15 protein-coding genes are annotated in these 23,529 nt (G+C 67.8%); 9 read left to right on the top strand and 6 right to left on the bottom strand.

All coding sequences use genetic code 11. The annotated features are described in order from the left end of the window. Positions 1–705: 705 nt before the first annotated feature. Both WS91_RS06085 and WS91_RS06080 read left to right on the top strand, forming a co-directional pair. On the top strand, positions 706–1,638 hold the full coding sequence (locus tag WS91_RS06085; RefSeq protein ID WP_038752867.1) for a 2-hydroxyacid dehydrogenase: 933 nt from the start codon (positions 706–708) through the stop codon (positions 1,636–1,638). A 38-nt stretch (positions 1,639–1,676) separates the two neighbouring features. Continuing rightward, positions 1,677–2,162: an OsmC family protein gene (locus tag WS91_RS06080; RefSeq protein WP_038752865.1), complete on the top strand. Its 486-nt coding sequence runs from the start codon at positions 1,677–1,679 to the stop codon at positions 2,160–2,162. Positions 2,163–2,316: 154 nt separating this feature from the next. On the opposite strand, the gene WS91_RS36695 is transcribed toward WS91_RS06080, so the two are convergent. Then, on the bottom strand, positions 2,317–2,688 hold the full coding sequence (locus tag WS91_RS36695; RefSeq protein ID WP_162483271.1) for a hypothetical protein: 372 nt from the start codon (positions 2,686–2,688) through the stop codon (positions 2,317–2,319). On the opposite strand from WS91_RS36695, the gene WS91_RS06070 reads away from it, so the two are divergent. Genes WS91_RS06070 through WS91_RS06060 form a run of 3 tightly spaced genes read left to right on the top strand, consistent with a single transcriptional unit; the run spans position 2,591 to position 6,711 of the window. Next, a complete protein-coding gene (locus WS91_RS06070; protein ID WP_059669932.1) occupies positions 2,591–4,747 on the top strand; it encodes a sensor histidine kinase in 2,157 nt (718 codons plus the stop codon). The genes WS91_RS36695 and WS91_RS06070 overlap by 98 nt on opposite strands. A 36-nt stretch (positions 4,748–4,783) precedes the next feature. Next, positions 4,784–5,236, top strand: a complete 453-nt coding sequence (locus WS91_RS06065; protein WP_038752859.1) for a response regulator — start codon at positions 4,784–4,786, stop codon at positions 5,234–5,236. Then, positions 5,233–6,711 (top strand): hybrid sensor histidine kinase/response regulator, encoded by a 1,479-nt coding sequence (locus tag WS91_RS06060; protein WP_059579724.1) that lies wholly within the window; start codon positions 5,233–5,235, stop codon positions 6,709–6,711. The genes WS91_RS06065 and WS91_RS06060 overlap by 4 nt, the downstream gene beginning before the upstream one ends. Positions 6,712–7,086: 375 nt before the next feature. Here WS91_RS06060 and WS91_RS06055 read toward each other — a convergent pair whose 3' ends face one another. From WS91_RS06055 to betI, 5 genes are all read right to left on the bottom strand, one after another. After that, positions 7,087–8,523 carry an MFS transporter gene (locus tag WS91_RS06055; RefSeq protein WP_059579728.1) on the bottom strand — a complete coding sequence of 479 codons (1,437 nt, stop codon included), beginning with the start codon at positions 8,521–8,523 and terminating at the stop codon, positions 7,087–7,089. 211 nt (positions 8,524–8,734) lie between these two features. Beyond that, complete coding sequence (locus WS91_RS06050; protein WP_059669931.1) at positions 8,735–12,112, bottom strand: 3-keto-5-aminohexanoate cleavage protein; 3,378 nt, start codon at positions 12,110–12,112, stop codon at positions 8,735–8,737. 1,231 nt (positions 12,113–13,343) lie between these two features. Then, positions 13,344–15,041, bottom strand: coding sequence for a choline dehydrogenase (betA, locus tag WS91_RS06045; RefSeq protein ID WP_059579736.1), 1,698 nt, complete (start codon positions 15,039–15,041; stop codon positions 13,344–13,346). 20 nt (positions 15,042–15,061) lie between these two features. Further along, entirely contained in the window at positions 15,062–16,531 is a 1,470-nt protein-coding gene (gene betB, locus WS91_RS06040) for a betaine-aldehyde dehydrogenase (RefSeq protein WP_059669930.1), read from the bottom strand. A 36-nt stretch (positions 16,532–16,567) separates the two neighbouring features. Beyond that, positions 16,568–17,158 carry a transcriptional regulator BetI gene (betI, locus tag WS91_RS06035; RefSeq protein ID WP_038752849.1) on the bottom strand — a complete coding sequence of 197 codons (591 nt, stop codon included), beginning with the start codon at positions 17,156–17,158 and terminating at the stop codon, positions 16,568–16,570. Positions 17,159–18,140: 982 nt separating this feature from the next. Here betI and WS91_RS06030 point away from each other — a divergent pair. The 4 genes from WS91_RS06030 to WS91_RS06015 all read left to right on the top strand — a co-directional run bounded on the left by WS91_RS06030 (position 18,141) and on the right by WS91_RS06015 (position 23,344). Next, positions 18,141–19,040 carry an alpha/beta fold hydrolase gene (locus WS91_RS06030; protein WP_038744245.1) on the top strand — a complete coding sequence of 300 codons (900 nt, stop codon included), beginning with the start codon at positions 18,141–18,143 and terminating at the stop codon, positions 19,038–19,040. A gap of 253 nt (positions 19,041–19,293) precedes the next feature. Continuing rightward, the gene (locus WS91_RS06025) at positions 19,294–20,613 is read left to right on the top strand and encodes a glycosyltransferase (protein ID WP_038744242.1); all 1,320 of its coding nucleotides are present in this window, start codon (positions 19,294–19,296) and stop codon (positions 20,611–20,613) included. Next, positions 20,610–22,187, top strand: a complete 1,578-nt coding sequence (locus tag WS91_RS06020) for a DHA2 family efflux MFS transporter permease subunit (RefSeq protein ID WP_038744240.1) — start codon at positions 20,610–20,612, stop codon at positions 22,185–22,187. The genes WS91_RS06025 and WS91_RS06020 overlap by 4 nt, the downstream gene beginning before the upstream one ends. A 107-nt stretch (positions 22,188–22,294) precedes the next feature. Next, positions 22,295–23,344, top strand: coding sequence for a glycosyltransferase family 2 protein (locus tag WS91_RS06015; RefSeq protein WP_059669929.1), 1,050 nt, complete (start codon positions 22,295–22,297; stop codon positions 23,342–23,344). Positions 23,345–23,529 lie beyond the last annotated feature (185 nt).

Below are 23,529 nucleotides of genomic sequence, written 5' to 3'. Positions count from 1 at the left end.
TCCGCAAGTTGTAGTTGCGGACGCAAGCCTGCGCTCGTTCAGCTTTCGATTCTAGGTGGGGTTAAATTCGCGCTTACGCTGGTTCGGGACGATGGGAAGCGTGACGTGGCCGGCGCGGCGATCGCACCGCGCGCGCCGACGTCCGATGCCGGCGATGGCGACGCGGCCCGCATCGCGTATCGCGTATCACGGATTCGCGGATTCGCGCGTGGCGGCGGGCTTGCCGCATGTCGCGCCGGACATCGTTCGACGTGCGATCAGCTTAAGCGCTGACCCCGTCGCGGCGATGCTGAAGTGGCCGGGCCGGACCGCAGCGAATGCCGAATTGCGGAGCGCGACCGGGGAAATGTGCCGAGCGGAAGGTTTCGTCGCGTCGGCGGAGCAGTGTGACGGAAAATCGGCGCTGCGACCTGCGACCTGCGACCTGCGACCTGCGACCCTCAACCCTCAACCCTCAACCCTCAACCCTCAACCCTCAACCCTCAACCCTCAACCCGCAACCCGCAACCCGCAACCCGCAACCCGCAACCCGCAACCCGCAACCCGCAACCCGCAACCCGCAACCCGTGACGCACGATGCCGCTGATCCGCGCCGGCCGCGCATCCGTTCGGGCCGGTCGAGCCCGCTTGCCGAATAGGGCTTCCCGCCGTCACGGCGCGCTCCATTGTTACACTTGCGTCAACTTTCCTCTGCTGAAGCCCGCCATGAAGCCCCAGCTTCTCGTGCTGATCCCGCTGCGCGACCACGCGCGCGCGCAAGTCGCCGACGCCTTCGACATCATCTACGCCCCCACGCCCGACGAGCGTCGCGACGCGATCGCCGAGCGCGGCGCCGCCGTGCGGGCCGTGCTGACGAACGGCACGGCCGGCCTGCTTGCCGACGAGATCGCGCGCCTGCCGAACCTCGAGTTCGTCGGCGCGCTGGGCGCCGGTTACGAAAACGTCGCGGTGGCCGACGCGCGCTCGCGCGGGATCGTCGTCGTCAACGGCGCGGGCACGAACGACGACTGCGTCGCCGATCACGCGTTCGCGCTGCTGCTCGCGGCGGTGCGCGAGGTCGCGAAGCTCGATGCGGCGTGCCGCGCGGGCGTGTGGCGCGACGCGCTGCCGATGCCGCCGAACGTCTGCGGCAAGCGGCTCGGAATCGTCGGGCTCGGCAACATCGGCGAGAAGATCGCCCGCCGCGCGGCGGGCTTCGATCTCGAGATCGGCTACCACAACCGCAAGCCGCGCGAAGGCGCCGCATTCCGCTATTTCGCGGCGCTCGACGCGCTCGCTCGCTGGGCGGATTTTCTGGTCGTCGCGACGCCGGGCGGCGCGGCGACGCGGCATCTGATCGACGCGCGCATCCTCGATGCGCTCGGCGAGCACGGGTTTCTCGTCAACGTGTCGCGCGGCAGCGTCGTCGACACGGCGGCGCTCGCCGACGCATTGCGCGAAGGCCGCGTCGCGGGTGCGGGGCTCGACGTCTACGAAGGGGAGCCGGAGCCGCCGCGCGCGCTGACGGCGCTCGACAACGTCGTGCTGACGCCGCACATGGGCGGCTGGTCGCCGGAGGCGCTCGACCGCTCGGTGCGGCAGTTCCTCGAGAACGCGGCGCGCCATTTCTCGGGGCGGCCGGTGCTGACGCCGATCTGACGAACGACCGTCCCGGCACGAACACACAAGGAGAAACGATGTCGACCTACACGGCCGAAGTGACGTGGCAGAAGCAGGAAAGCGAAGCGTTCACCGACAATCGCTACAGCCGCAAGCACGAATGGCGCTTCGACGGCGGCGTTCGCGTGCCGGCGTCGAGCTCGCCGCACGTGGTGCGCGTGCCGTTTTCCGATCCGGCGGCGGTCGATCCGGAAGAGGCGTTCGTCGCGGCGCTGTCGAGCTGCCACATGCTGTGGTTCCTGTCGCTCGCCGCGCAGAGGAAATTCGTCGTCACGGGCTATCGCGACGTGGCCGAAGGCACGATAGAAAAGAACGCCGACGGCAAGGAAGTGATGACGCGCATCGTGTTGAAGCCGCATGTGACGTTCGGCGGCGAGCGGGCGCCGACGCGCGAGGACGTCGACGCGCTGCACCACGCGGCGCATGAAGCGTGCTATCTCGCGAACTCGGTGAAGAGCGAGATCGGCGTCGAGGGGAGCTGGGCGCACGAGCACGCGCGCTGAGCGGCGCGCGGTTTCGGCGACGTTGCCGCGGCCTCCCGGGCGGCGCAACGGCGGGCGGCGACGCCGCGCGGCACGGCTCGCCGCCGCCCGCCGAACGGCGCATCCGCACCGCCGAAGGTTGCGGCCGTTGTGTCTGTCGCCTAATCTCCAGACATCATTTGCCTGCCGCGCCGGCGCGCGCCGGCATGGTCGACGCCGCCGGCGTCTTCATCCGGGCGGGCGGTGCGCCGCGGCCGGCATCGGCGAACGCGGCGGCCACGACAGACTGCTTCCGCCCGCGCGACGGGCGGCGCGCCGCCGCTCGCGCCCGGAACGCTTCGGAGCGCTCCGGAACGCGGCGGCGCGGTGCAGCAAGCTCGGCCTGCGGCCGCATTCTGCGATCGAGCTTATGAACGGCTTTCTGGCAACGACACCTCGGGGGAGTCGAGATGGCCTCGGGCATCAGGCGATTGGGGGAAAAAGCGTCGCGCTGGATCGACCTCGGCTTGTGGAGCGCCGCCGTGCTGCTGCTGTTGACGGCGGGCATCGGCGCGCTCGGCACGACGAACCTGTTCGACAGCGAGGCGGACGTCCACCGCGCCAACGAAGTGATTTCGGGGCTCGAACGGCTGCTGTCGCTCGCCCGCGACATGGAAACCGGGCAGCGCGGATACATCATCACCGGCAAGCCGGAATACCTGCAGCCTTACGAAGCGGCGCTGCCCGACATTCGCAAGCAGTTCGATTTCCTCGCGCCGCTCGTGCAGGACGAAGCGGTCCAGCGGCAGCGGCTCGCCGCGCTGCACACGCTGCTCGACAAGAAGCAGGATGAGCTCGCCTCGACGATCGCGCTTCGCAAGACCGTGGGTTTCGATGCGGCGCGCGCGGTCGTTTCGAACGATTCCGGCAAGATCTTCATGGATCAGGCGCGCGCGCTCGCCAACGACATGGAGGCGAGCGTCGAGCAACGATTGGTCGCCCTGCGCGAGCGCGCGAGAACGACACGCGACGTCGCCATCGCGGTGGGGCTCGCGTCCGGCCTGCTGACGCTCGCGGTCTGCCTGTCGTTCGGCTACATGATGCGCCGCCTGCTGCTCGTCGAGGCGAGCGCGGCCGACGATCTCTTCGAGCAGCGGGAATTGCTTCACGTCACGCTCGCGAGCATCGGCGACGGCGTCGTGGCGACCGACGTCGACGGCCGCGTCACGTTCTTCAACCGGGCCGCCGAGGAGATGACCGCGCTCGCCGGCGACGCCGTCGTCGGCCGGCCGATCGCCGAGGCGCTGACCTTCCGGCACGCATCGGCGCGACGCGCGATCGACAATCCGGCGCGCGTCGCGGTCGAGCGGCAACGCACCGCGACCCTGCCGGCTCACGCGCGGCTCGTCGGCCGCAACGGCGGCGAGCTGCCGGTCGACGGCAATGCCGCGCCCACTTTCGACGCGAACGGCAGGCTGATCGGCGCGGTGCTCGTCGTGCGCGACGTGTCGGAGCGCGAGCGGGCCGAGGAGCGATTCCGGCTCGCCGTCGAGGCCGCGCCGAACGCGATGATCATGGTGGGGCGCGAAGGCCGGATCGTGCTCGTCAATTCGCAAGCCGAAAGATTGTTCGGCTACGTGCGCGACGACATGATCGGACAGAACGTCGACATGCTGGTGCCGGAGCGTTTTCGTTCCGGGCATGCCGCCCATCGGAGCGCATTCTTCGGCACGCCGGGCGCGCGGCCGATGGGCGCCGGGCGCGACCTGTACGGCCTGCGGCGCGACGGCGCCGAGTTCCCGGTCGAAATCGGGCTCAACCCGATCACGACGTCGGAAGGCACGTTCGTGCTCAGCTCGATCGCCGACATCACCGAGCGCAAGCGCTCGGAGCTCGAGCTGCGCCGCCGAAGCGAGGAGCTCGCGCGCTCGAATCAGGATCTCGAACAGTTTGCGTACGTGGCGTCACACGATCTCCAGGAGCCGTTGCGCGCGGTCGCGGGGCCGTTGCAGTTGCTGCAGCGCCGATATCAGGGGCAACTCGACGCGCGGGCCGACGAGTTCATCGGCCACGCGGTCGACGGCGCGACCCGAATGCAGGCGCTCATCGACGACCTGCTGAGCTATTCGCGCGTCGGGCGCCTGGAGGACGCGCGCCAGTCCGTCGACTGCGAGCGCGCGCTCGACGAGGCGCTCCGGAACCTGAGCGCCGCCGTCCGCGACGCCGGCGCGCGCATCAGTCACGACCGGCTGCCGGTCGTCCACGGCATCCCCGCGCAGGTCGTCCTTCTGTTCCAGAATCTGCTCGGAAACGCGATCAAGTTCCGCCGCAAGGATCGCACCGCGCATATCCATCTGGCGTCGGAAACGCGCGACGACGCGTGGGCGTTCCGGATCAGCGACAACGGCATCGGAATCGATCCTCAGTATTTCGAGCGCATCTTCCTGATCTTCCAGCGCCTGCATACGCGGCGCGAATATCCGGGAACGGGGCTCGGGCTCGCGCTTTGCAAGCGCATCGTCGAACACCATGGCGGCCGCATCTGGGTCGAGTCCGCGCCGGGGCAGGGAACGACGTTTTCGTTCACGCTGTCGCGGCCGGCCGCGGATGAAACGGGACGTCGATGAAACGCGATGAAACGCGCAATCCGAAGGAGGTGAGCGATGATGGCCGATGACGGAGGAAATCTCGTCGAGATCCTGCTGGTCGAGGACTCTCCGACCGACGTGATGATGACGAAGGAGGCGCTCGACTACTACAAGGTGCTCAATCCGCTGCAGGTCGTCGAGGACGGCGTCGAGGCGATGGCGTACCTGAGGCGCGAGGGGCGCTACGCGTCGGCGCGACGGCCGGGCCTCATCATTCTCGATCTCAATTTGCCGAAAATGAGCGGCCGCGAGGTTCTTCAGGAACTGAAGCGCGATCCGCGGCTCAGCACGATTCCGGTCGTGATCCTGACGACGTCGAAATCGGAAGAGGACATCGCGAGATCGTACGGACTGCATGCGAACTGCTACATCAGCAAGCCCGTCGATTTCGGCAAATTCACGGACGTCGTGCACAGCATCAACGAGTTCTGGCTCGGCGTGGTCACACTGCCGCCCGCGAAGCCATGAACGCATCGTCCAGAAACGTCGACATCCTGCTGGTGGAGGACAGCGAGACCGATGCGCTGCTGATCGGCGAAGCGCTGACCGACGTGACCGATTTCGAGCCGCGCGTGTCGAGCGCCGAGCTGCTGTCGACGGCGCTCGCGTCCGCGAAGCGCATGCATTACGACGTCGTCCTGCTCGATCTCGGCTTGCCCGACGCGCATGGGCTCGACACGTTCCGCCAATTTCACCGGCAGGTGCCCGACGTTCCCGTGCTCGTGCTGACGGGTCTCGACGATCTGTCGGTCGGGCTGCAGGCCATACAGGAAGGCGCGCAGGACTATCTGCTCAAGAAGCGGGTCGAGACGTCGCTGCTGAGCCGGGCGATACGGTATGCGATGGAGCGGCACCGCGTCGCCGCGGCGCTGTCGGCGAGCGAGGAGCGGTTTCAGCTCGCGGTCAGCGGCGCCAGCGCCGGGCTGTGGGACTGGAATCCGCAGACGGGCGCGATGTACGTGTCGCCGCACTTCAAGAAGATCATGGGCTACGACGACCACGAACTGCCCGACGAGATTACGGGGCACCGCGACGCGATTCACGCCGCCGACCTGAAGCGCGTGACCGACGCGCTGAAGGCGCACCTCGAGCATCGCGACACGTACGACGTCGAATACCGGGTGCGCACGCGCTGCGGCGATTTCCGATGGATTCAGTCGCGCGGGCAGGCGTTGTGGAACGGCGCGGGCGAGCCGTATCGGATGGTCGGCTGGATCATGGACGTCACCGACCGCAAGCGCGACGAAGACGCGCTGCGTGTGTCGCGCGAGGAGCTGCAACGCCTGTCGGCGCATATCCAGGGCATTCGCGAGGAAGAGAAAACGCGCATTGCGCGGGAATTGCACGACGATCTCGGGCAGCAGCTGACGGCGCTGAAGATGGCGGTCACTCAGGTCGAGGGCGAGCTGAAGGACGCGGGCTGGTCGTCGCGCGCGAGCCGCTTGCCGAACGTGTATGCGTTGATCAGCCAACTGCTGGATTCGGTGCGGCGGATCGCGGCGGACCTGCGCCCCGTGATGCTGGACGATCTCGGGCTGACTCCGGCGATCGAATGGCTGACGCACGAGTTCGGCGTGCGGTATCGCATCCGGGTGGTGAGCCGCATCGAGGCCGACGACATCGCGTTCAGTCGCGACGGCGCGACCGAGGTGTTCCGCATCGTTCAGGAGGCGCTCACCAACGTCGCGCGACATTCGGAAGCGACCGAAGTCGAGCTCGACATCGTGCGCGACGAGCCGCACTGCATCGTGCGGATCGCCGACAACGGCCACGGCACGGCTCGCGAAACGCGTCCCAATCGTCATTCCCTCGGTCTGCTCGGCATGCGCGAGCGCGCCGCGCGGCTCGGCGGCGAAATCCGGATCGATACAGCGCCCGGCCGCGGATTCGCGTTGACGGCCACGCTGCCGCTGGCGGTGATCGAGGCGGCCGATCCGGGCTGAGCGGCGGCGTTTCTCGCGTTCATCAAGCGCATCGCGTGGTGCAGTGCGTCGCGCTGCGGACATGGAGCGCGTCGACGCGCGGTTTCCCGTCGACGATGACGCCGCTTTTTTTGCGTTGCCGGACGACGCGGCCTGCAGGCTGGCGCATGATGCCCGCGTAGCAGCCCTGAACGAAGTGTCTTTGGCTTGCCGCGCGCGCGGCGCATCCGCGCAAGGGCGGCCGTGTGACGGCTTCGCATCCGGCGTCGCCGTCGATCGCTGCTGCGCGGGCCGAAGGCTGCGCATGTGCGTTCCCGCCGGAAAACGAAGCGCGCCGTCTCGCAACGGCCGGCGGCGACGCGCGTGCCGGCGTCGTCGCGCGAACGGGGCGGCCCATCAGTTCGCTGCCGCGCCGGCCGCGTCGCGCGCGGCGGCGCGCGCGTCGTCCGTCGACGCGAGCGCCTCGAGCGCCAAGCCTTTCGTCTCGATCCCCAGCGCGCCGACCGCCAGCGCGGCGACGACGAACGACAGCGCGCCGAGCGTGAACACGCCGCCTTGGCCGAAGAGCGGCAGCACGATGCCGACCACATACGGCCCGATCAGCGAGCCGACCCGGCCGATCGCCGACGCGAAGCCCGAACCCGTCGCGCGCGCGCCCGTGCCGTACAGCTCCGGCGTGTACGTGTAGAGCACCGCCCACATGCCGAACAGGAAGAACTGCATTGCGAGCCCGGTGCCGACGAGCAGCGTCACGCTGCTGCCGAACAGTGCGCTCTGTCCGTACACGTAAGCCATCGCGGCGCCGCCGACGAGCGACGCGATGCAGGTCGGCTTGCGTCCCCAGCGCTCGACGAGCCACGCCGCGCACAGGAAGCCGGGAATGCCGCCGAGCGAGATCAGCACCGTATAGAACACCGATTGCGTGACGGGGAAGCCCGCCTGCTGCAGCAGCGCGCCGAGCCACGAGGTGAGGCCGTAGAAGCCGAGCAGCGCGAAGAACCACAGCAGCCAGACCATCGTCGTGCGACGGCGGTAGGCAGCGCTCCAGATCTCTCGCAACGCGCCGCGGCCACGCGCGGCGGCGGGCTCCGCGAGCCGCGACGGCGCAGGCAGGCTCGACACGCGCGCGGACTTCATCACCTTCGCCTCGACGTGCGCGAGCACGCGCTCGGCCTCGGCGAGCCGGCCGTGGTGCTCGAGCCAACGCGGCGATTCCGGCACGAGCCGGCGCACGACGAGCACGAACACGGCGGGCAGCGCGAGCAGCGCGAACACGGTGCGCCAGCCGAACAGCGGGAGCACGAAGTACGACACGATGCCGGCGGTGATGAAGCCGAGCGGCCAGAAGCCGTCCATCAGCGCGATCAGCCGGCCGCGCTTCGCGGCGGGAACGAATTCGGACAAGAGCGTTTGCGCGACCGGAAACTCCATGCCCATGCCGATTCCGAGCAGCACGCGATAGACGATCAGCGCGTCGACGTTCTGCGCGGTCGAGCAGAGGTACGACGCCGCGCCCCACAGCACCATGCTCCACTGGAACACGGGGCGCCGGCCGAAGCGGTCGGCGAGCAGGCCCGCGATTGCCGCACCGAGCACCATCCCGAAGAAGCTCGCGCTCGCGACGAGGCCGGCCGTCGCCGTCGATAGGCCGAACTCCTTCTTGATCGAGCCGAGCACGAAGGTCATCGTGCCGAGATCCACCGAGTCGAAGAAAAACGCGATCGCGATGATCACGAAGATGAGCTTGTGATAGCCGGAAAACGGCAATCGTTCGAGGCGGGCGGCGGCGCTGGCGCGCGTGGCGCTCGAAGGGGCGGCGAGGGCGGCTGGCATGGCGGTCTCTGGTGGTAACGCGGCCCCGGCGCGGGATGCGCGGGGCGCGCGGTTCGTTCAGTAGACTTGGCCATTATTCGCCGCCATAGAAGGAAAGCGGCATGCGGGTGGAACGGGCGCGCCATCGGCGCGGCGGCGCCGCGTTCGCGGCGACGCCGTCCGCCGAAGGCGGGCGCGCCGGCGCGTGACGCCGCCGGCGCGCCGCGCGGGCTTACGCGAGCGCTCGCCGCATCATGTGGTTCGCGCTCGACCGGTAGTCGGTCATCGACGACTGCAACTCGCGCAGGATCGCGTGCACGCCGGCGTCGGCGGGCGCGTCGTGAAAGCGCGCGATCCACTGGCGAAGCCACAGCGGGCTCGCGGCCAGGTAGCGGCGAATCGAGTGGCCGTCGTCGAGCCGAGCATGGTCGTCGAGCAGGAACACGCCCGTCAGCCGCGCGACGATCTTGTCGTGCCGGCCTTCTTGCCAGACCGGCGTCGCGTGATCGTAGCGATAGTCGGCGGGCTGCGTGTGGACGAGACAATGCTGCAGCACGTCCGCATGCTCGCCCGGCTCGATCACGTAATGACGGCTCGTCGTGCCGGCGAGGCTGCGCACGTCGTTGAACGCCGTCACGTCGACGACCGACGTGCCGAGCCAGTCGAGGTGGATATCCGCGGCGGAGCCGAACGACACGAGCAGCGCGCGATCGAAGAACGCACGGAGCTCGTCGCCCGTGAGGCCGAGGCGCTCGCCGTCGTGGCACGCCTGCACGTCGAGCTGCTGCGCGGTCGCGATCCCCGAGCTGTGCGCGAAGCACTTGAGGAACGGCAACTGCTCGATCTGCTCCGCCTTGACGCGTCGCGCGCGCGAGCCGTCCTGATACAGCGGGAATCCCGCCGCGTCGCGGCGTACGAGCTGCTGTTCGGTGTACGCGAGCTTGGCAGGCTTGTCGACGAGGCGCGGCAAAATCAGGCGCTCGTAGATCAGTTGCGATTCCTGACTGAAGTAGATGCCCGCCGGGTCCGCGTTCAGCGCGAAGCGGTTGTGCAGCATGCTGGCTTCGATCACCGTTTCGCCGTCGTCGCGACGTCCCGAATGCGTGATCGCGAGCAGGCGCAGCGGCGTGTCGCGGCGCGCATGCTGCGAAGCATGCAATGTCGGATCGGCGGCGATCTGCGCGACGAAGCCATGGAACAGCTGAGCCATTCCGTTCGATAGCTTGAGGCCGAGCGGATAGTTGGTGGTCGGCGTGCTCGGCAACACGATCCAGTCGACGCTGTCGATCGCGGCCGGCAACTCGCCCGGCGCGATGTCGCGGCGCACGGGCGGCTCGCCCGCCGCGGCCGACGTTTCGAGCACGGTCCAGACCGGTCCGCACGCCTTGTGCGACGCGTTCGAGCGATCGCGCAACTCGAGCGTGAGCTCGCGCAACGCGTGGTAGAGCAGCGCCATCGTCGCGCTGTAGCGCGGGCTCTGGCGCAAGCCGAGATTCACGACGTTGCTGTAGTCGCTGTTGTATCGGCAAGGAATCCCGACCAGATATTCGAGGCAGCGCAGCGGCAGCGGCTTGAACTGGTCGACTCGCACGCTGTAACTCGCATCGTCGCGCGTCACGGTCTTGCCTGGGCGGGCGTAATCTTCGAGCGCGCGGTCGTACGCGTCGATCGAATAGCCGCGCGGCACGAGCAGCTCGCGCGCGAAATTCAGCGCTTGCGGGATCTGGATGTAGCGGGCGAGCAGATACTCGTGGTCCTCGTAGCGATCGAGCTCCTCGACGAACGAGCGAATCGTGACGCCGAAGCTGCGCGCGGCCGTCAGCACGTGTTCGGCGAGCGCGGCGGGATCGGTCGGCAGGGCTTGCGCGCTCGCAAGGTGCGACGCGAGCCGGTCTTCGATCTTGCGATACGTGTCGACGATCGGCCGCAGCGCATCGAGAATCGTATCGGCCGATACGAGACGCTCGTCCGCCGGATAGTGCGCGAGCGAGGCCTCCGCCTGGCGGAACAGCCCGACGTCGGGGCGCGACATGCCGAGCTCGTCGCGCAGCGTTTCGGCGTCGACGATGCCGATGCCGCGGCGCTCGAGCTCGAGCCGCAGCCAGCGGACCTGATCGCCCGTCCCGCATGCCTTGCGCACGCCGCCCGGCACGCGCGCGTCGAAGACGTTCAGCGCATCCTCGAGGCCGACGCGGATGCCGTCGAGATCGAGTGCGATCGCCACGTCGACGAGCAACGCCTGGAACGGGCCAGGCAGCAGCAGCGAGATCTTGCACGACGGAAAGTTGTCGCGAAGCTTGTCGACGCTCGGGCGCAGTTGCGTGGCGGCGAGCTCGACGGCCTTCTCGTGCGCATCGTCGGTGCCCGCTTGCAGCAGCTTCGCGATCGCCTTGCGCGTGGGCACGTCGATCAGCGAATCGTCGCTCGTGTCGCCGCTGACGGGGTCGCGATGGTATTGGTCCACGGCGGCGACGAGCATGAACAGCACCGGAACGCCGGCCTTGACGAGCGGCGACTGATAGAGCGTGATCGAATTCTCGACGATCGTGTGGTTGAACACTTCGATCTCGGGCCGCACGCCGACGTCCGCGAAGTGGGCGAGCTGATCCGCGAGGAACGCGTTCGGATTGTCATAGCCGCCACCTGCCTGGAACACGACAGGCCCGGGGCTGAACGACGCGACGTCGGGCGCGAGCTGCGCGTGGCCGTAGCGCTTCAGGTGCGCGCGCCGCAGCGGGCTTTGCGACGCGCGGCGGTCGCCGCGCGCGCTCGTCGACAGATTCAGGATCGCGGACGGCTCCAGGTCGAGCAGCGAGGGCACGATGCGATCGTAGTCCTCGAGCACGATGTGATTGCGCTGAGAGCCGACGCCGATCGGCGCGTTCAGCCCGGGAATCGCGAGCGTCGCCTGGTCGTCGGTCGCGCGCGTGTGCAGATGGACCACCGCCGCGCCTTCGCGGAGGGCCTCGCGCGATGCGTCGACGATGCCTTCCGCCGTGATCGGCAGAAAGGGCGAGCGCGCCTTGCCCGGCTGCCAGTAGCCGGCGTCGCATGTGCGCCAGCCGTGTTCGAACAGCGATTCGAGCACGGCCGCATTGTCGGCGCGAATCCGCTCGACGAAGTCCGGCGACAGATACGTGTGGATTCGATCGTGTGTCCAGGTCAGGCTGCCGTCTTCGGTGGCGGTCCAGCCGAACGTCGTGAGCTGCAGGACGATCTGCCGGGCCAGTTCGATCGACGACAGGCGCTCGAGCGTCGTGCGCGTGATCAACGGCGGCTGGGCGAGCGACGGCGAAGTCAGCGTGCGATGCCATACGTTGCCGTCCGGTGTCCAGCCGTTCCGGCGCAGCGCGTCCGGCGCGGTGGCCGATTCTTGCGCGCCTTCGTATTCGGTCAGATCGATCGGCGCATCGAAGCCGAATTCGCGCACGATGCCGCCCGCGGGCACGGCCTCCCATCCGTTGGCCTCGAGAGCCTTGGTCGTGGCCTCGCGCGTATCGGCGGGCAGCAGCTCGAGCAACGCATGCGGGATGAACTTCGGCTCCAGCGGATCGAGGAACTTCGGGACAGCGCCGACAGGGGCTGCAGTGATGTAGAAGGTCTTGACCATGATCGTCCTGAAATACGTTAGAAAGTGATCCTAAATAATTGAGATCGGATGCGACATTTCATGGTGCCGCTGAATCGCCGGGCCGGGTTGTGCCGCGTTTCGCCTCGGTCCGGGTCGTGAACGGCTCGTCCGCCTAAATGCGGAAGGCACCTCGCCGGTATGGCTGTAAGGTGCCTTGCAGCCATCTTACAATAAAATTACGCTGATTTATAAAAATAATTATGAGTTGAATTTTTTGAAATTGAAATGCGCGTAATTTCGGTGGTGTTAATTTATTCGATTCGTTTGTTTCGATTGGGGAGAATCGTGCGGCGCGCTTGATGTCATGGCTTGATGGGCGGGCGCTGGGGCTCCGTGGGCATTGGGCGCGGATTGCGCCGTTTCCTGATTCCGATATGGCGATAAAGCGGGGTTCGATATTTTCGTGAGCAATGTGAATCGATGGATGACTGAATTTGAATATTCAATGGATTCGATATCGATCGGCAAACCATTTAGGCGGATGGGTTCGGGGAATTTCTGTTTTTGTGAAATCGATATTTCAGTAAATTGCGTGCCGATTGCTTAATCGTTGCATCGAACGAACTGCAGTGCGGTGCAGTGCAGTGCTGCGCTTGATCGTCGAGATGAGCCGGCAATCGATCGGCGCGGGCACAACGCTTGGACGGGCGCCCCGGCGGTCGCGGATTGCGTTTCGGGCAGGGGGCTTGATCGGCGCATTGCGCGGCAAGCGGTAATCGATCCGCGCCGCGCTGCTTTGTCGACCTAGCCGCCGGTGCGTGCGCTCAGCCCGCACTGATTGCGATCGCGCAGGGATGGATTCGAACGTGCGCGGCATGCGGGGCGGCCGGCGCGTCATCGATGCGCTCCTTGCCGATTCGAGGCGAGCGGCATGCGTCGCTCAGGCTATCGTGGGATTGGCGTCGGGAGGTCGCCCGTATCGACCGAAATCATGCGACATCGCGCGGGTGATCCTCGAGAAGCGCCGGTTCCTCATTGTCGGCGCAGTATCGTTGTGGCCGGTGCGCGCATGGCACCGAACATGCGCGACGCAGGGCGGGGCGCAGGATTTGCCTGTCGGGTGCGCGTGCGTCGATCGAGCGAGCGGACAGTCGGTCGACCGGTCGTTTATTCGAGGCACGTGCGACATGCGGCACCGGTGGCCGCATCGAACGCGCTCGAAGCGTTCTCGCGCGTCGATGGCCATCGGTGCGGCATCCGCCGAACGAGCCTACGCGGTGGCGGGCGCTCGGGCAGGCTTGCCGCCGCGTGCAGGCGCGCCGTTCGCGACGTAGTACCGCACGTTCGCGCGTTCGAGCGGCTCGCGCTTGCGGATCTTGTCGGCGATCTTCTCGGCGATCATGATCGTCGGCGCGTTCAGATTGCCGGTCGTGATGATCGGCATGATCGACGCATCGACGACGCGCAGCCCCTCGAGCCCATGCACGCGGCCTTCGTCGTCGACGACGGCCGTGTCGTCGAAGCCCATCTTGCACGAGCAGGACGGATGGAACGCCGTTTCCGCGCGGGCGCGCACGAATGCATCGAGGTCGTTGTCGCTTTTCAGATCGATGCCCGGATTCAGCTCGCGGCCGCGGAAGCGGTCGAGTGCCGGCTGGCGCATGATCTCGCGCGTCGCGCGGATCGCATCGCGGAATTCGCGCCAGTCGAGCGCTTCCGACATGTAGTTGAACAGAATGCTCGGATGCGCGTTCGGATCGCGCGAGCGCAGCTTCACGCGGCCGCGGCTCGGCGAACGCATCGAGCCGACGTGCGCCTGGAAGCCGTGCATCTCGATCGCGTTCGAGCCGTTGTAATTGATCGCGACGGGTAGGAAGTGATACTGGATGTTCGGCCACCGGTCGTCGTCGCGCGTGCGGATGAAGCCGCCCGCTTCGAAGTGGTTGCTCGCGCCGAGGCCCGTGCCGTTGATCATCCATTCGAGGCCGATCTTCGGCTGGTTCCACCACTTGAGCGCCGGATATAGCGACACCGGCTCCTTGCATTCGTACTGGATGTACATCTCCAGGTGATCCTGCAGATTGCGGCCGACGCCGGGCAGATCGAGCACGATGGGAATGTCGAGCTCACGCAGCCATTCGCCGGGGCCGACGCCCGAGCGCTGCAGCAGTTGCGGCGACGCGATCGCGCCGCTGCACACGAGCACTTCGCGGCGCGCATGCGCGGTGACGCGCTCGTTGCCGTGCAGGAACGCGACGCCCGTCGCGCGCTTGCCGGAGAACAGAATGCGATCGGCAAGCGCATGCGTGACGATCTCGAGATTCGGGCGTGGGCGCGCCTGGTCGAGATAGCCGCGCGCGGTCGATGCGCGGCGGCCTCGCGGCGTGACCGTGCGGTCCATCGGGCCGAAGCCTTCCTGCTGATAGCCGTTGAGGTCGTCGGTGCGCGGATAGCCGGCCTGCACGCCGGCCTCGACCATCGCCTCGAAAAGCGGATTCACGCCGGGCTTGCTCGTCGTCACGGACACCGGGCCGTCGCCGCCGTGATAGTCGTTCGGGCCGACGTCGCGCGTCTCGGCCTTCATGAAGTACGGCAGGCAGTCGAGGTACGACCAGTCTTCGAGGCCCTTGTGGGTCGACCAGTTGTCGTAGTCGAGCGCGTTGCCGCGGATGTAGCACATTCCGTTGATCAGCGACGAGCCGCCGAGGCCCTTGCCGCGGCCGCACTCCATCCGCCGATGATTCATGTGCGGCTCGGGATCGGTTTCGTATGCCCAGTTGTAGCGGCGGCCCTGCAGCGGGTAGGCGAGCGCCGCCGGCATCTGCGTGCGGAAGTCGAGCCGGTAGTCGGGGCCGCCCGCCTCGAGGAGCAGCACGGTGACGTCCGGGTCCTCGGTGAGGCGCGTCGCGAGCACGTTGCCCGCTGAGCCCGCGCCGCAGATGATGTAATCGAATTCGCGCGTCGTCATCGTTGCGTTCTCCTCAATGCTTAGAACACCGGTTGATAGCGGCCGAGCTCGACCTGCACCGATTTGATTCGAGTGTAGTGCTCGAGCGTCGTGATGCCGTTCTCGCGTCCGACACCGGATTGCTTGTAGCCGCCAACGGGCATCTCGGCGGGCGATTCGCCCCACGTGTTGATCCAGCAGATGCCGGCTTCGAGGCGATGGATCGTGCGGTGCGCGCGAGACAGGTTCTCGGTGACGACGCCCGCCGCGAGGCCGTATTCGGTCGCGTTCGCGCGCGTGATCGCCTCGTCTTCCGTCTCGAACGACAGAATGCTCATCACCGGGCCGAAGATTTCTTCGCGAACGATCTTCATGTCGTCGCGGCAATCGCCGAACACGGTCGGCGCGACGTACTGGCCGCTCGCGAAGTGGTCGTGCGCGAGGCGCGCGCCGCCCGCGAGCAGCTTCGCGCCTTCGGTTTTGCCGCTCTCGATGTAGCCGAGCACCTTGTCGAGTTGCGCGGCGCTCGCGAGCGGGCCGAAATTCGTGTCGGGGTCCGAAGGTTTGCCGACGCGGATTCGCGCGACGCGTTCGAGCACGCGCTGCACGAACGCCTCTTTCACCGCTTGCTGCACGAACACGCGCGTGCCGTTCGTGCACACCTGCCCCGCACTGAAGAAGTTCGCGGTGACGGCGATGTCGGCCGCGCGGTCGAGCTCGGCGTCGTCGAACACGATGAGCGGCGACTTGCCGCCCAGCTCCATCGTCACCTCCTTCAGCGACGAAGCGCCTGCGAGCGACATCACTTTCTTGCCGGTCTCGACGCCGCCCGTGAACGACACCTTCGCGATCCCCGGATGCGCGGTAAGCAGCGCGCCGACCGAGCCGTCGCCCTGCACGACGTTGAACACGCCGGCGGGCACGCCCGCTTCGGTATAGATCTCGGCGAGCTTGAGCGCGGACAGCGGCGTGACTTCGCTCGGCTTGAAGATCATCGCGTTGCCGGCGGCGAGCGCGGGCGCGCTCTTCCAGCACGCGATCTGGATCGGATAGTTCCACGCGCCGATGCCCGCGCATACGCCGAGCGGCTCGCGCCGCGTGTAGACGAACGATTCCGGACGCAGCGGCACTTGCAGGCCTTCGATCGCGGTCGCGAGGCCCGCGTAGTACTCGATCACGTCGGCGCCCGTGACGATGTCGACGGCGCGCGTTTCGGCGATCGGCTTGCCGGTGTCGCGCATTTCGAGCTCGGCGAGTTCGTCGTTGTGCTCGCGCAGCAGTTCGACCGCGCGGCGCAGGATGCGCGAGCGCTGCATCGCGGTCATCGCCGCCCATTCGCGCTGGCCTTCGCGCGCGGACGCGACCGCGCGCTCGACGTCGTCGGCGCTCGCTTGCTGAACGCTTGCTAGCAGTTCGCCCGTCGCCGGATCGAACGTGTCGAACGTCTTGCCGCTCGTGGCGTCGGCGTAGGCGCCGGCGATGTAAAGGCGTTGCAGGCCGTATACGGACATAAGGATCTCCTTGAGTGGGCGAGGGTGCGTGGCGCGTCAGGCGCGCGGCGCGAGCAACAGGTCGATGTAATCGTTGGCGAGCTTCAGGGCTGCCTCGGTGTCGAACGGTTCGCCCGCGAGCGCGCCGCGCAGCCACAGGCCGTCGATCAGCGCGGCGAGGCCGCTTGCGGCCTCGCGGGCTCGCGCGCGGGGCCGCGTCTTTGCGAACTCCGCGCACAGATTCGAATAGAGCCGCCGCGTGTTGACGCGCTGCAGGCGTTTCAACGTCGGCTCGTGCATGCTCTGCGACCAGAACGCGAGCCAGGTCTTCATCACGGGCGCGCTGATTTGCGTGCCGTCGAAGTTGGCCGCGACGACGGCACGCAGCCGCGCGCGCGGCTCACCACCGGAGGCCGCGGCGCGATGGCGCGCGGTCGCGGCCCACAGGTCGCGCAGCACATGGCGCATCGTTGCTTCGAGCAGGCCGTCCTTGTCGCCGAAGTAATGGCTGACGATGCCCGTCGAGATGTTCGCGCGCTGAGCGACGGATGCGAGCGTCGTGCCGGGCAGGCCGGCCTCGTCGATGGAGCGGAGCGTCGCGTCGATCAATTGGGCGCGACGGATCTCGCGCATTCCGAGTTTGGGCATCGCGGGGCCTTTGTGCGCGAGGCGGGTGAGCGAAGCCGAAAGGATAGCGGTTTTTTATTGAACGTTCAATCAATAAAAAATATGTGGGGATCGATCGATGTGACGGGGTGCTCGAGGTGGGTGGGGGCTTTTTGCTCGCGTCGGCCGCCGGCGTGCGCGTGCCGCATCGGTGCGCAGTTAATCCGCGCATTGGTGAAAGTGAATTGGAAGATTGATGAGAATGTTTAAAACGTTTCAATCGGCAATTCGTGTATTACGGGTTCGTGTTATAGGCGGGGCGTTAATGCCAATAAGTATGAAGTTAAATATCCGTTTTGGTGCGCGACTGTCATCGGATGGGTATTGCGAAAGCGGAAGGGTGATGCGATCGCGATGTCGGAATTGGAGATTTCGCGCTTCGGCGGGTATTGATTCGGATGGGTGGGGTATCCGGGGCGGGCGCGCGAGGATCGGTTCTGGAGGGTTGTGTGACGGGCGTCTCGGTCGATGCCGTCGTGATGCGTTCTATATCACAGAAAATATTTCGGGGCGATGAAGGGGTTAATCGGATCAGGGATTTTAGAATGATTTGTTAAATGTACGGAAGGATACATTGATGAGTTTTTTGAGGCAAAACATTAAAAGTAGTTGAGGAGGTTGTATTCAGCGTATTAGTATTAACACCGCAAAAGCGCAAGCCGCCGCGCGACGGTTGAGAAAGCGGAATGGCGATGGGAAGCGGTAATCCTCAAGAGGCGTCATGCGAGATAGAGGCGCTGGAGACCACGGGCTAAAGGGAGCGGGGGAACCGCGACAGGCCCGGGGAGGCGTATTGCCTGTTGCGAATGCGGCATGGCGATGCGCGGCTCCGGCGAGTGGGTAGTCGTCACGGCGCGCGCGAGGCAGGGCGGGCAGATCGCGCGGGAGGGCGGGCGGCTACGTGGAGGCGTCCGAGAAGGGCGCGGGATCAGCTCATTTGCCGAGCAGATGCGGGAGAAACGCCATGCCTATCGAGAAACAGGTCGTTGCGCTGCCGAGCGGACTGAAGGTCCACGTCGAGCGCCACGTGTTCGATCCGGCCTTCGAGACGGCCATCCTCGTGAACGGCGCGCTGGCGACGACGGCGTCGTTCGGCCAGACGATTCGCTACCTGGGCGAGCGCCTGAACGCGGTGTGCTTCGATTTGCCGTACGCGGGTCAGTCGCGCCAGCACAATCCGGGCGAGTACATTCTGACGAAGGACGACGAGGTCGAGATTCTGCTGCACCTGGCCGAGCGGTTCGAGCCGAGCTACCTGCTGTCGGTGTCGTGGGGCGGGGTGGCGTCGCTGTTCGCGCTGTCGCGGGGCTGCGCGAGCGTGCGGCGGGCGGTGGTCGCGTCGTTCTCGCCGTTCCTGAACGACGCGATGACGGACTACGTGACGCGCGCGCGCGATCACATCGCGGCGGGCGAGAACCTGAAGGCGGCGCAGTTGCTGAACGACACGGTGGGCCGCTACCTGCCGCGGATCATGAAGCTGTACAACTACCGCTACCTGACGAAGCTGCCGCGCAAGGAGCAGGACCAGGTGGCGTTCCACGTCGACCAGATTCTGTCGATGCAGCCGGAGCAGTACCTGCCGGAATTCCGCAACATCGGCTGCGACGTGAAGTTCATCAACGGGGAGCTGGACGAGTACACGACGTCGTCGGACGTGCGTCGGCTGGCGGCGTACGTGCGCCGGGCGGAGTTCGCGACGATCCGGCAGGCGGGACACTTCCTGGACCTCGAGGGGCGTCAGCAGCAGGAGCAGGTTCGCACGGCGATCCTGGGGTTCTTCGGCGAGGAGCGGGCGAGCGCGGCGCGGGACGAGGCGCAGGGCGAGGCGCTCGCGCCGCTGGGGCAGATGCCGGCGCTGTCGTAACGGCGTGCGTGGGCCGAGGCAGGCGGGCGTTCGCGCGCGGCCGGTGTCGCGGCTCGTTCAAATCAGGCAGGCAGGCAGGCGTGGCGCGCGCCGCGTGACGCGGCGACGGCAAGGCGCGTTCGTGTCACGGAACGGTTCGTTCAACGGAAGATCCCGACGGCAGGCGGCCGAACCCCGGCCGGCGACGGGCGATCCGGTTTGAACGTTTCGCGTTCGCGCCGACGGCTGCCGCGCGCAATCGAGTGACGAAGCGATGTCGAAAGTAATCGTGACGGCGATCGGGTCGGCGGGGGACGTGCACCCGCTGCTCGGGGTGGGCCGGGCGCTGTCGGCGCGCGGCCACGAGGTGGTGTTCTGCACGCATCCGCCGTTCGAGGCGGCGGTGCGCGCGAGCGGCTTCGCGTTCGTGCCGGTGGGCACGGCGCGGGAGTACGCGCAGGCGATGGCGGACCCGGCGCTGTGGGACCCGCGCACGTCGTTCAAGACGCTGTGGCGGGTGATCGCGCCGGTGGTGCGGCCGCACTTCGACGCGCTGCGCGCGCTGAGCGACGCGGACACGGTGCTGGTGGGCACGCTGTGGGCGTTCTCGGCGCGGCTGATGCAGGAGCGCTACGGGACGCGCTACGTGTCGGTGCAGGTGTCGCCGTCGACGCTGCTGTCGGCGCACGCGCCGCCGACGCACAAGCGGCTGACGATCCCGGCGGGGCTGCCGCTGGCGGTGAAGGCGGGGCTGATGACGCTGATCGAGCGGCAGGTGCTGGACCGGGTGTGCGGGCCGGAGCTGAACGCGGTGCGGCAGGCGCTGGATCTCGCGCCGGCGAGGCGGATTCTGGGGCGGTGGCTGCATTCGACGGACGGGGTGCTGTGCCTGTTTCCGTCGTGGTTCGCGCCGGCGCAGCGGGATTGGCCGGCGAATCACCTGCAAAGCGGGTTTCCGCTGTTCAACGACGCGGGGCCGCACGAGGCGGACCCGGAGCTGGACGCGTTCGTCGCGTCGGGCGACGCGCCGGTGGTGTTCACGGCGGGCTCGACGCTGGTGGACGGGCGGACCTACGAGCGGGCGGTGACGCAGGTGCTGCAAGCGACGGGCGTGCGGGGCATCCTGCTCGCGCCGGACGCGCCGGCGGCATCGGACGGGACGACGGGGCCAACGGGAACGAGGGCGCACGATGATGCGCCACGCAACGGCGTGACGCTGCTCAAGCGGCGCTACGTGCCGCTGGCGGCGCTGCTGCCGCGCTGCCGGGCGCTGGTGCATCACGGCGGGATCGGGACGGCGTCGCTGGCGTACGCGGCGGGGGTGCCGCAGGTGGTGACGCCGTTCGCGCACGACCAGTTCGACAACGCGCAGCGGGTGGCGGCGAGCGGCTGCGGGGTGCGGCTGGACGCGCCGGTGCGGGGCGAGCCGCTTGCGCGCTCGCTGCTGCGGGTGCTGGGCGACGAGGCGATGGCGGCGCGCTGCGGTGAGGTGCGGGCGCGGATGGCGGCGCAGCCGAACGGCTGCGACGAGGCGGCGCGCTTCATCGAGCGCTTCGCGCCGGGGGTGGCGGCGCGGCAGGCGCAGCCGGCATGAGCGCGCAAGCGTTGCCGGCGGATCGGGCCGCGAGCGCGCCGCCGGCGCCGGCCGCACCGGCGCTGCGCGGCGCGAGGCTCGCGCTGCTGACGTTCGCGCTGTCGCTCGCGACGTTCATCGAGGTGCTGGATTCGACGGTGGCGAACGTCGCGGTGCCGGCGATCTCGGGCAGCCTCGGGGTGTCGAACAGCCAGGGGACGTGGGTGATCAGCTCGTACTCGGTGGCCGCGGCGATCGCGGTGCCGCTGACGGGGTGGCTCGCGCGGCGGGTGGGGGAGCTGAGGCTGTTCGTCGCGTCGGTGATCCTGTTCACGCTGACGTCGCTGCTGTGCGGGCTCGCGCGGGACCTGGAGGTGCTGGTGGCGTGCCGGGCGCTGCAGGGGCTGTTCTCGGGGCCGATGGTGCCGCTGTCGCAGACGATTCTGCTGCGCGCGTTCCCGCCGGCCAGGCGCACGCTGGCGCTGGCGCTGTGGGGGATGACGGTGCTGCTCGCGCCGATCTTGGGGCCGGTGGTGGGCGGCTGGCTGATCGACAACTTCTCGTGGCCGTGGATCTTCCTGATCAACCTGCCGATCGGGCTGTTCTCGTTCGCGGTGTGCACGCTGATGCTGCACCCGCAGGAGCAGCGGGGCGAGGCGAGCCCGATCGACGTGACGGGGATCGTGCTGCTGGTGATCGGGGTGGGGGCGCTGCAGGCGGTGCTGGATCTGGGCCACGACCGGGGCTGGTTCGATTCGTCGCTGATCACGACGCTCGCGATCGTGGCGGGGGTGTCGCTCGTGTCGCTGCTGATCTGGGAGCTGGGGGAGGCGCATCCGGTGGTGGAGCTGAGCCTGTTCCGGGAGCGGACCTTCACGTTCTGCGTGGTGATCATCTCGCTGGGGATGATGAGCTTCTCGGTGGTGGGGGTGGTGTTTCCGCTGTGGCTGCAGTCGGTGATGGGCTACACGGCGTACCAGGCGGGGCTGGCGACGGCGTCGATGGGGGTGCTGGCGCTGGTGTTCTCGATCCTGGTGGGGCTGTACGCGAGCCGGGTGGACGCGCGGGTGCTGGTGACGTTCGGATTCCTGGTGTTCGCGGGGGTGATGTGGTGGAGCACGCACTTCACGCTGACGATGACGTTCGCGCAGGTGGTGACGCCGCGGCTGATCCAGGGGATGGGGCTGCCGTGCTTCTTCATTCCGCTGACGGCGGCGACGCTGTCGCGGGTGTCGGACGACAAGCTGGCGGCGGCGTCGAGCCTGTCGAACTTCTTGAGGACGCTGTCGGCGGCGTTCGGCACGGCGCTGAGCGTGACGTGGTGGGACAACCGGGCGACGTATCACTACGCGGTGGTGTCGCAGTCGGTGACGCGAGCGTCGGAGAACACGCAGCGGTACGTGGACGCGCTGCACGCGATGGGTCTGCACGGGACGCGGGAGCTGAGTTCGCTGCACCAGGTGGTGCGGCAGCAGGCGTACATGATGGCGACGAACGACATGTTCTACATGGCGAGCGGGACGTGCGTGTTGCTGGCGGGGCTGATGTGGCTGACGCGGCCGAAGCGGGGCGCGGCGGCGACGATGGGGCATTGAGGCGCCATGCTCCGGGTGTGAGGGCGAAGGGCGATGCGTCGAAGTCCTGACGACTTGGCGCAGCGATAGGGTGCGCGGCGAGCACCCGAACCACCGAGGGAAGAGCGATGACGAGCTTGGGCGCGCTGGTGATTCTGTATTACCCGACGGACGAGCAGTTGTCGGGCCTGGAGGCGCTCGCGCGCGACAGCGACGCGCTCGTGGTCGTCGACAACACGCCGCACGAGCACGCGGCGGCGCGCGAGCGGGTGGGGGCGCTGTCGTCGCGGGGGAATATCGTATGGCGGCACCAGGGCAACCGCGGCGGGGTGGCGGGCGCGTACAACGCGGGGCTGTCGGCGCTGTTCGCGCAGGGCGTCGACGCGGTGGCGCTGTTCGACCAGGATTCGACGGTGCCGGCGGGGTACTTCGCGCAGATGCGCGATGCGTGCGCGCGGCTGGGCGAGGGGGCGGGCGCGGGCGCGTTCGTCGCGGGGCCGCGGATCTACGACGCGAACGAAGCGCGCTTCCTGCCGGAGCTGATGACGAGCGGCGTGACGGTGCGCCGGGTGCGGGTGGAAGGGGAGACGGCGCCGCAGCGCTGCGCGTTCCTGATCTCGTCGGGCAGCGTGATCTCGCGGGCGGCGTACGCGCGGCTCGGAAGGTTCGACGAGGCGCTGTTCATCGACCACGTCGACACCGAGTACTGCCTGCGCGCGCTCGCGCACAACGTGCCGCTGTACGTGGTGCCGTCGCTGGTGCTGACGCACCGGATCGGGGCGCGGCGGCGGCACAAGGTGGGGCCGTTCGAGCTGACCGCGATGCATCACTCGTGGCAGCGGCGGTATTACGGCGCGCGCAACGCGATGCAGCTGGGGCTGCAGTACGGGCTGCGGTTTCCGGTGGCGCTGGTGCCGAATCTGCTGACGGTGTGGCAGGTGATCCAGGTGGTGCTGTGCGAGCGGGAGAAGGGGGCGAAGCTGCGGGGGATCGCGCTGGGCGTGCTCGACGGCGTGTTCGGGCGGCTCGGATCGTTCGACGAGGCGCGCTCGGGCACGGCGGCTCGCGAGTCGCATCGAGGAGCCGGTCAGCCTGAATCGTTCAGTCACCCGAACGAATCTCGCCGCGACGCGACGCCGGACTCCCTGGAGCGCGATGGCGAGATCGTCGCGAGATGACATCGAACAGGTTGTCGATACAAACGGGATTGCAAGCGGACGATTGGTCGAATCCGACGCATTTCAACATCACGTCACGACACGCAACTCAGTGCGCATGAAGGAATGACGACGCGGATGAATCAGGCGGCAACGAGAACGACAGGAGGACGCGCGGCGCGCTGGTTCGCGGCGGCGGCGCTCGC

Source organism: Burkholderia sp. MSMB1498, assembly GCF_001526245.1.
Lineage (GTDB): Bacteria > Pseudomonadota > Gammaproteobacteria > Burkholderiales > Burkholderiaceae > Burkholderia > Burkholderia savannae.
Note: the sequence above shows the minus strand (reverse complement) of the source record. Positions and strands in the feature narration are given on the sequence as shown.

Coding starts and splice junctions, on each gene's coding strand:
- WS91_RS06085 (WP_038752867.1), top strand. CDS start 706: ATGAAGCCCCAGCTTCTCGTGCTGATCCCGCTGCGCGACCACGCGCGC.
- WS91_RS06080 (WP_038752865.1), top strand. CDS start 1,677: ATGTCGACCTACACGGCCGAAGTGACGTGGCAGAAGCAGGAAAGCGAA.
- WS91_RS06070 (WP_059669932.1), top strand. CDS start 2,591: ATGGCCTCGGGCATCAGGCGATTGGGGGAAAAAGCGTCGCGCTGGATC.
- WS91_RS36695 (WP_162483271.1), bottom strand. CDS start 2,688: ATGCCCGCCGTCAACAGCAGCAGCACGGCGGCGCTCCACAAGCCGAGG.
- WS91_RS06065 (WP_038752859.1), top strand. CDS start 4,784: ATGATGGCCGATGACGGAGGAAATCTCGTCGAGATCCTGCTGGTCGAG.
- WS91_RS06060 (WP_059579724.1), top strand. CDS start 5,233: ATGAACGCATCGTCCAGAAACGTCGACATCCTGCTGGTGGAGGACAGC.
- WS91_RS06055 (WP_059579728.1), bottom strand. CDS start 8,523: ATGCCAGCCGCCCTCGCCGCCCCTTCGAGCGCCACGCGCGCCAGCGCC.
- WS91_RS06050 (WP_059669931.1), bottom strand. CDS start 12,112: ATGGTCAAGACCTTCTACATCACTGCAGCCCCTGTCGGCGCTGTCCCG.
- betA (WP_059579736.1), bottom strand. CDS start 15,041: ATGACGACGCGCGAATTCGATTACATCATCTGCGGCGCGGGCTCAGCG.
- betB (WP_059669930.1), bottom strand. CDS start 16,531: ATGTCCGTATACGGCCTGCAACGCCTTTACATCGCCGGCGCCTACGCC.
- betI (WP_038752849.1), bottom strand. CDS start 17,158: ATGCCCAAACTCGGAATGCGCGAGATCCGTCGCGCCCAATTGATCGAC.
- WS91_RS06030 (WP_038744245.1), top strand. CDS start 18,141: ATGCCTATCGAGAAACAGGTCGTTGCGCTGCCGAGCGGACTGAAGGTC.
- WS91_RS06025 (WP_038744242.1), top strand. CDS start 19,294: ATGTCGAAAGTAATCGTGACGGCGATCGGGTCGGCGGGGGACGTGCAC.
- WS91_RS06020 (WP_038744240.1), top strand. CDS start 20,610: ATGAGCGCGCAAGCGTTGCCGGCGGATCGGGCCGCGAGCGCGCCGCCG.
- WS91_RS06015 (WP_059669929.1), top strand. CDS start 22,295: ATGACGAGCTTGGGCGCGCTGGTGATTCTGTATTACCCGACGGACGAG.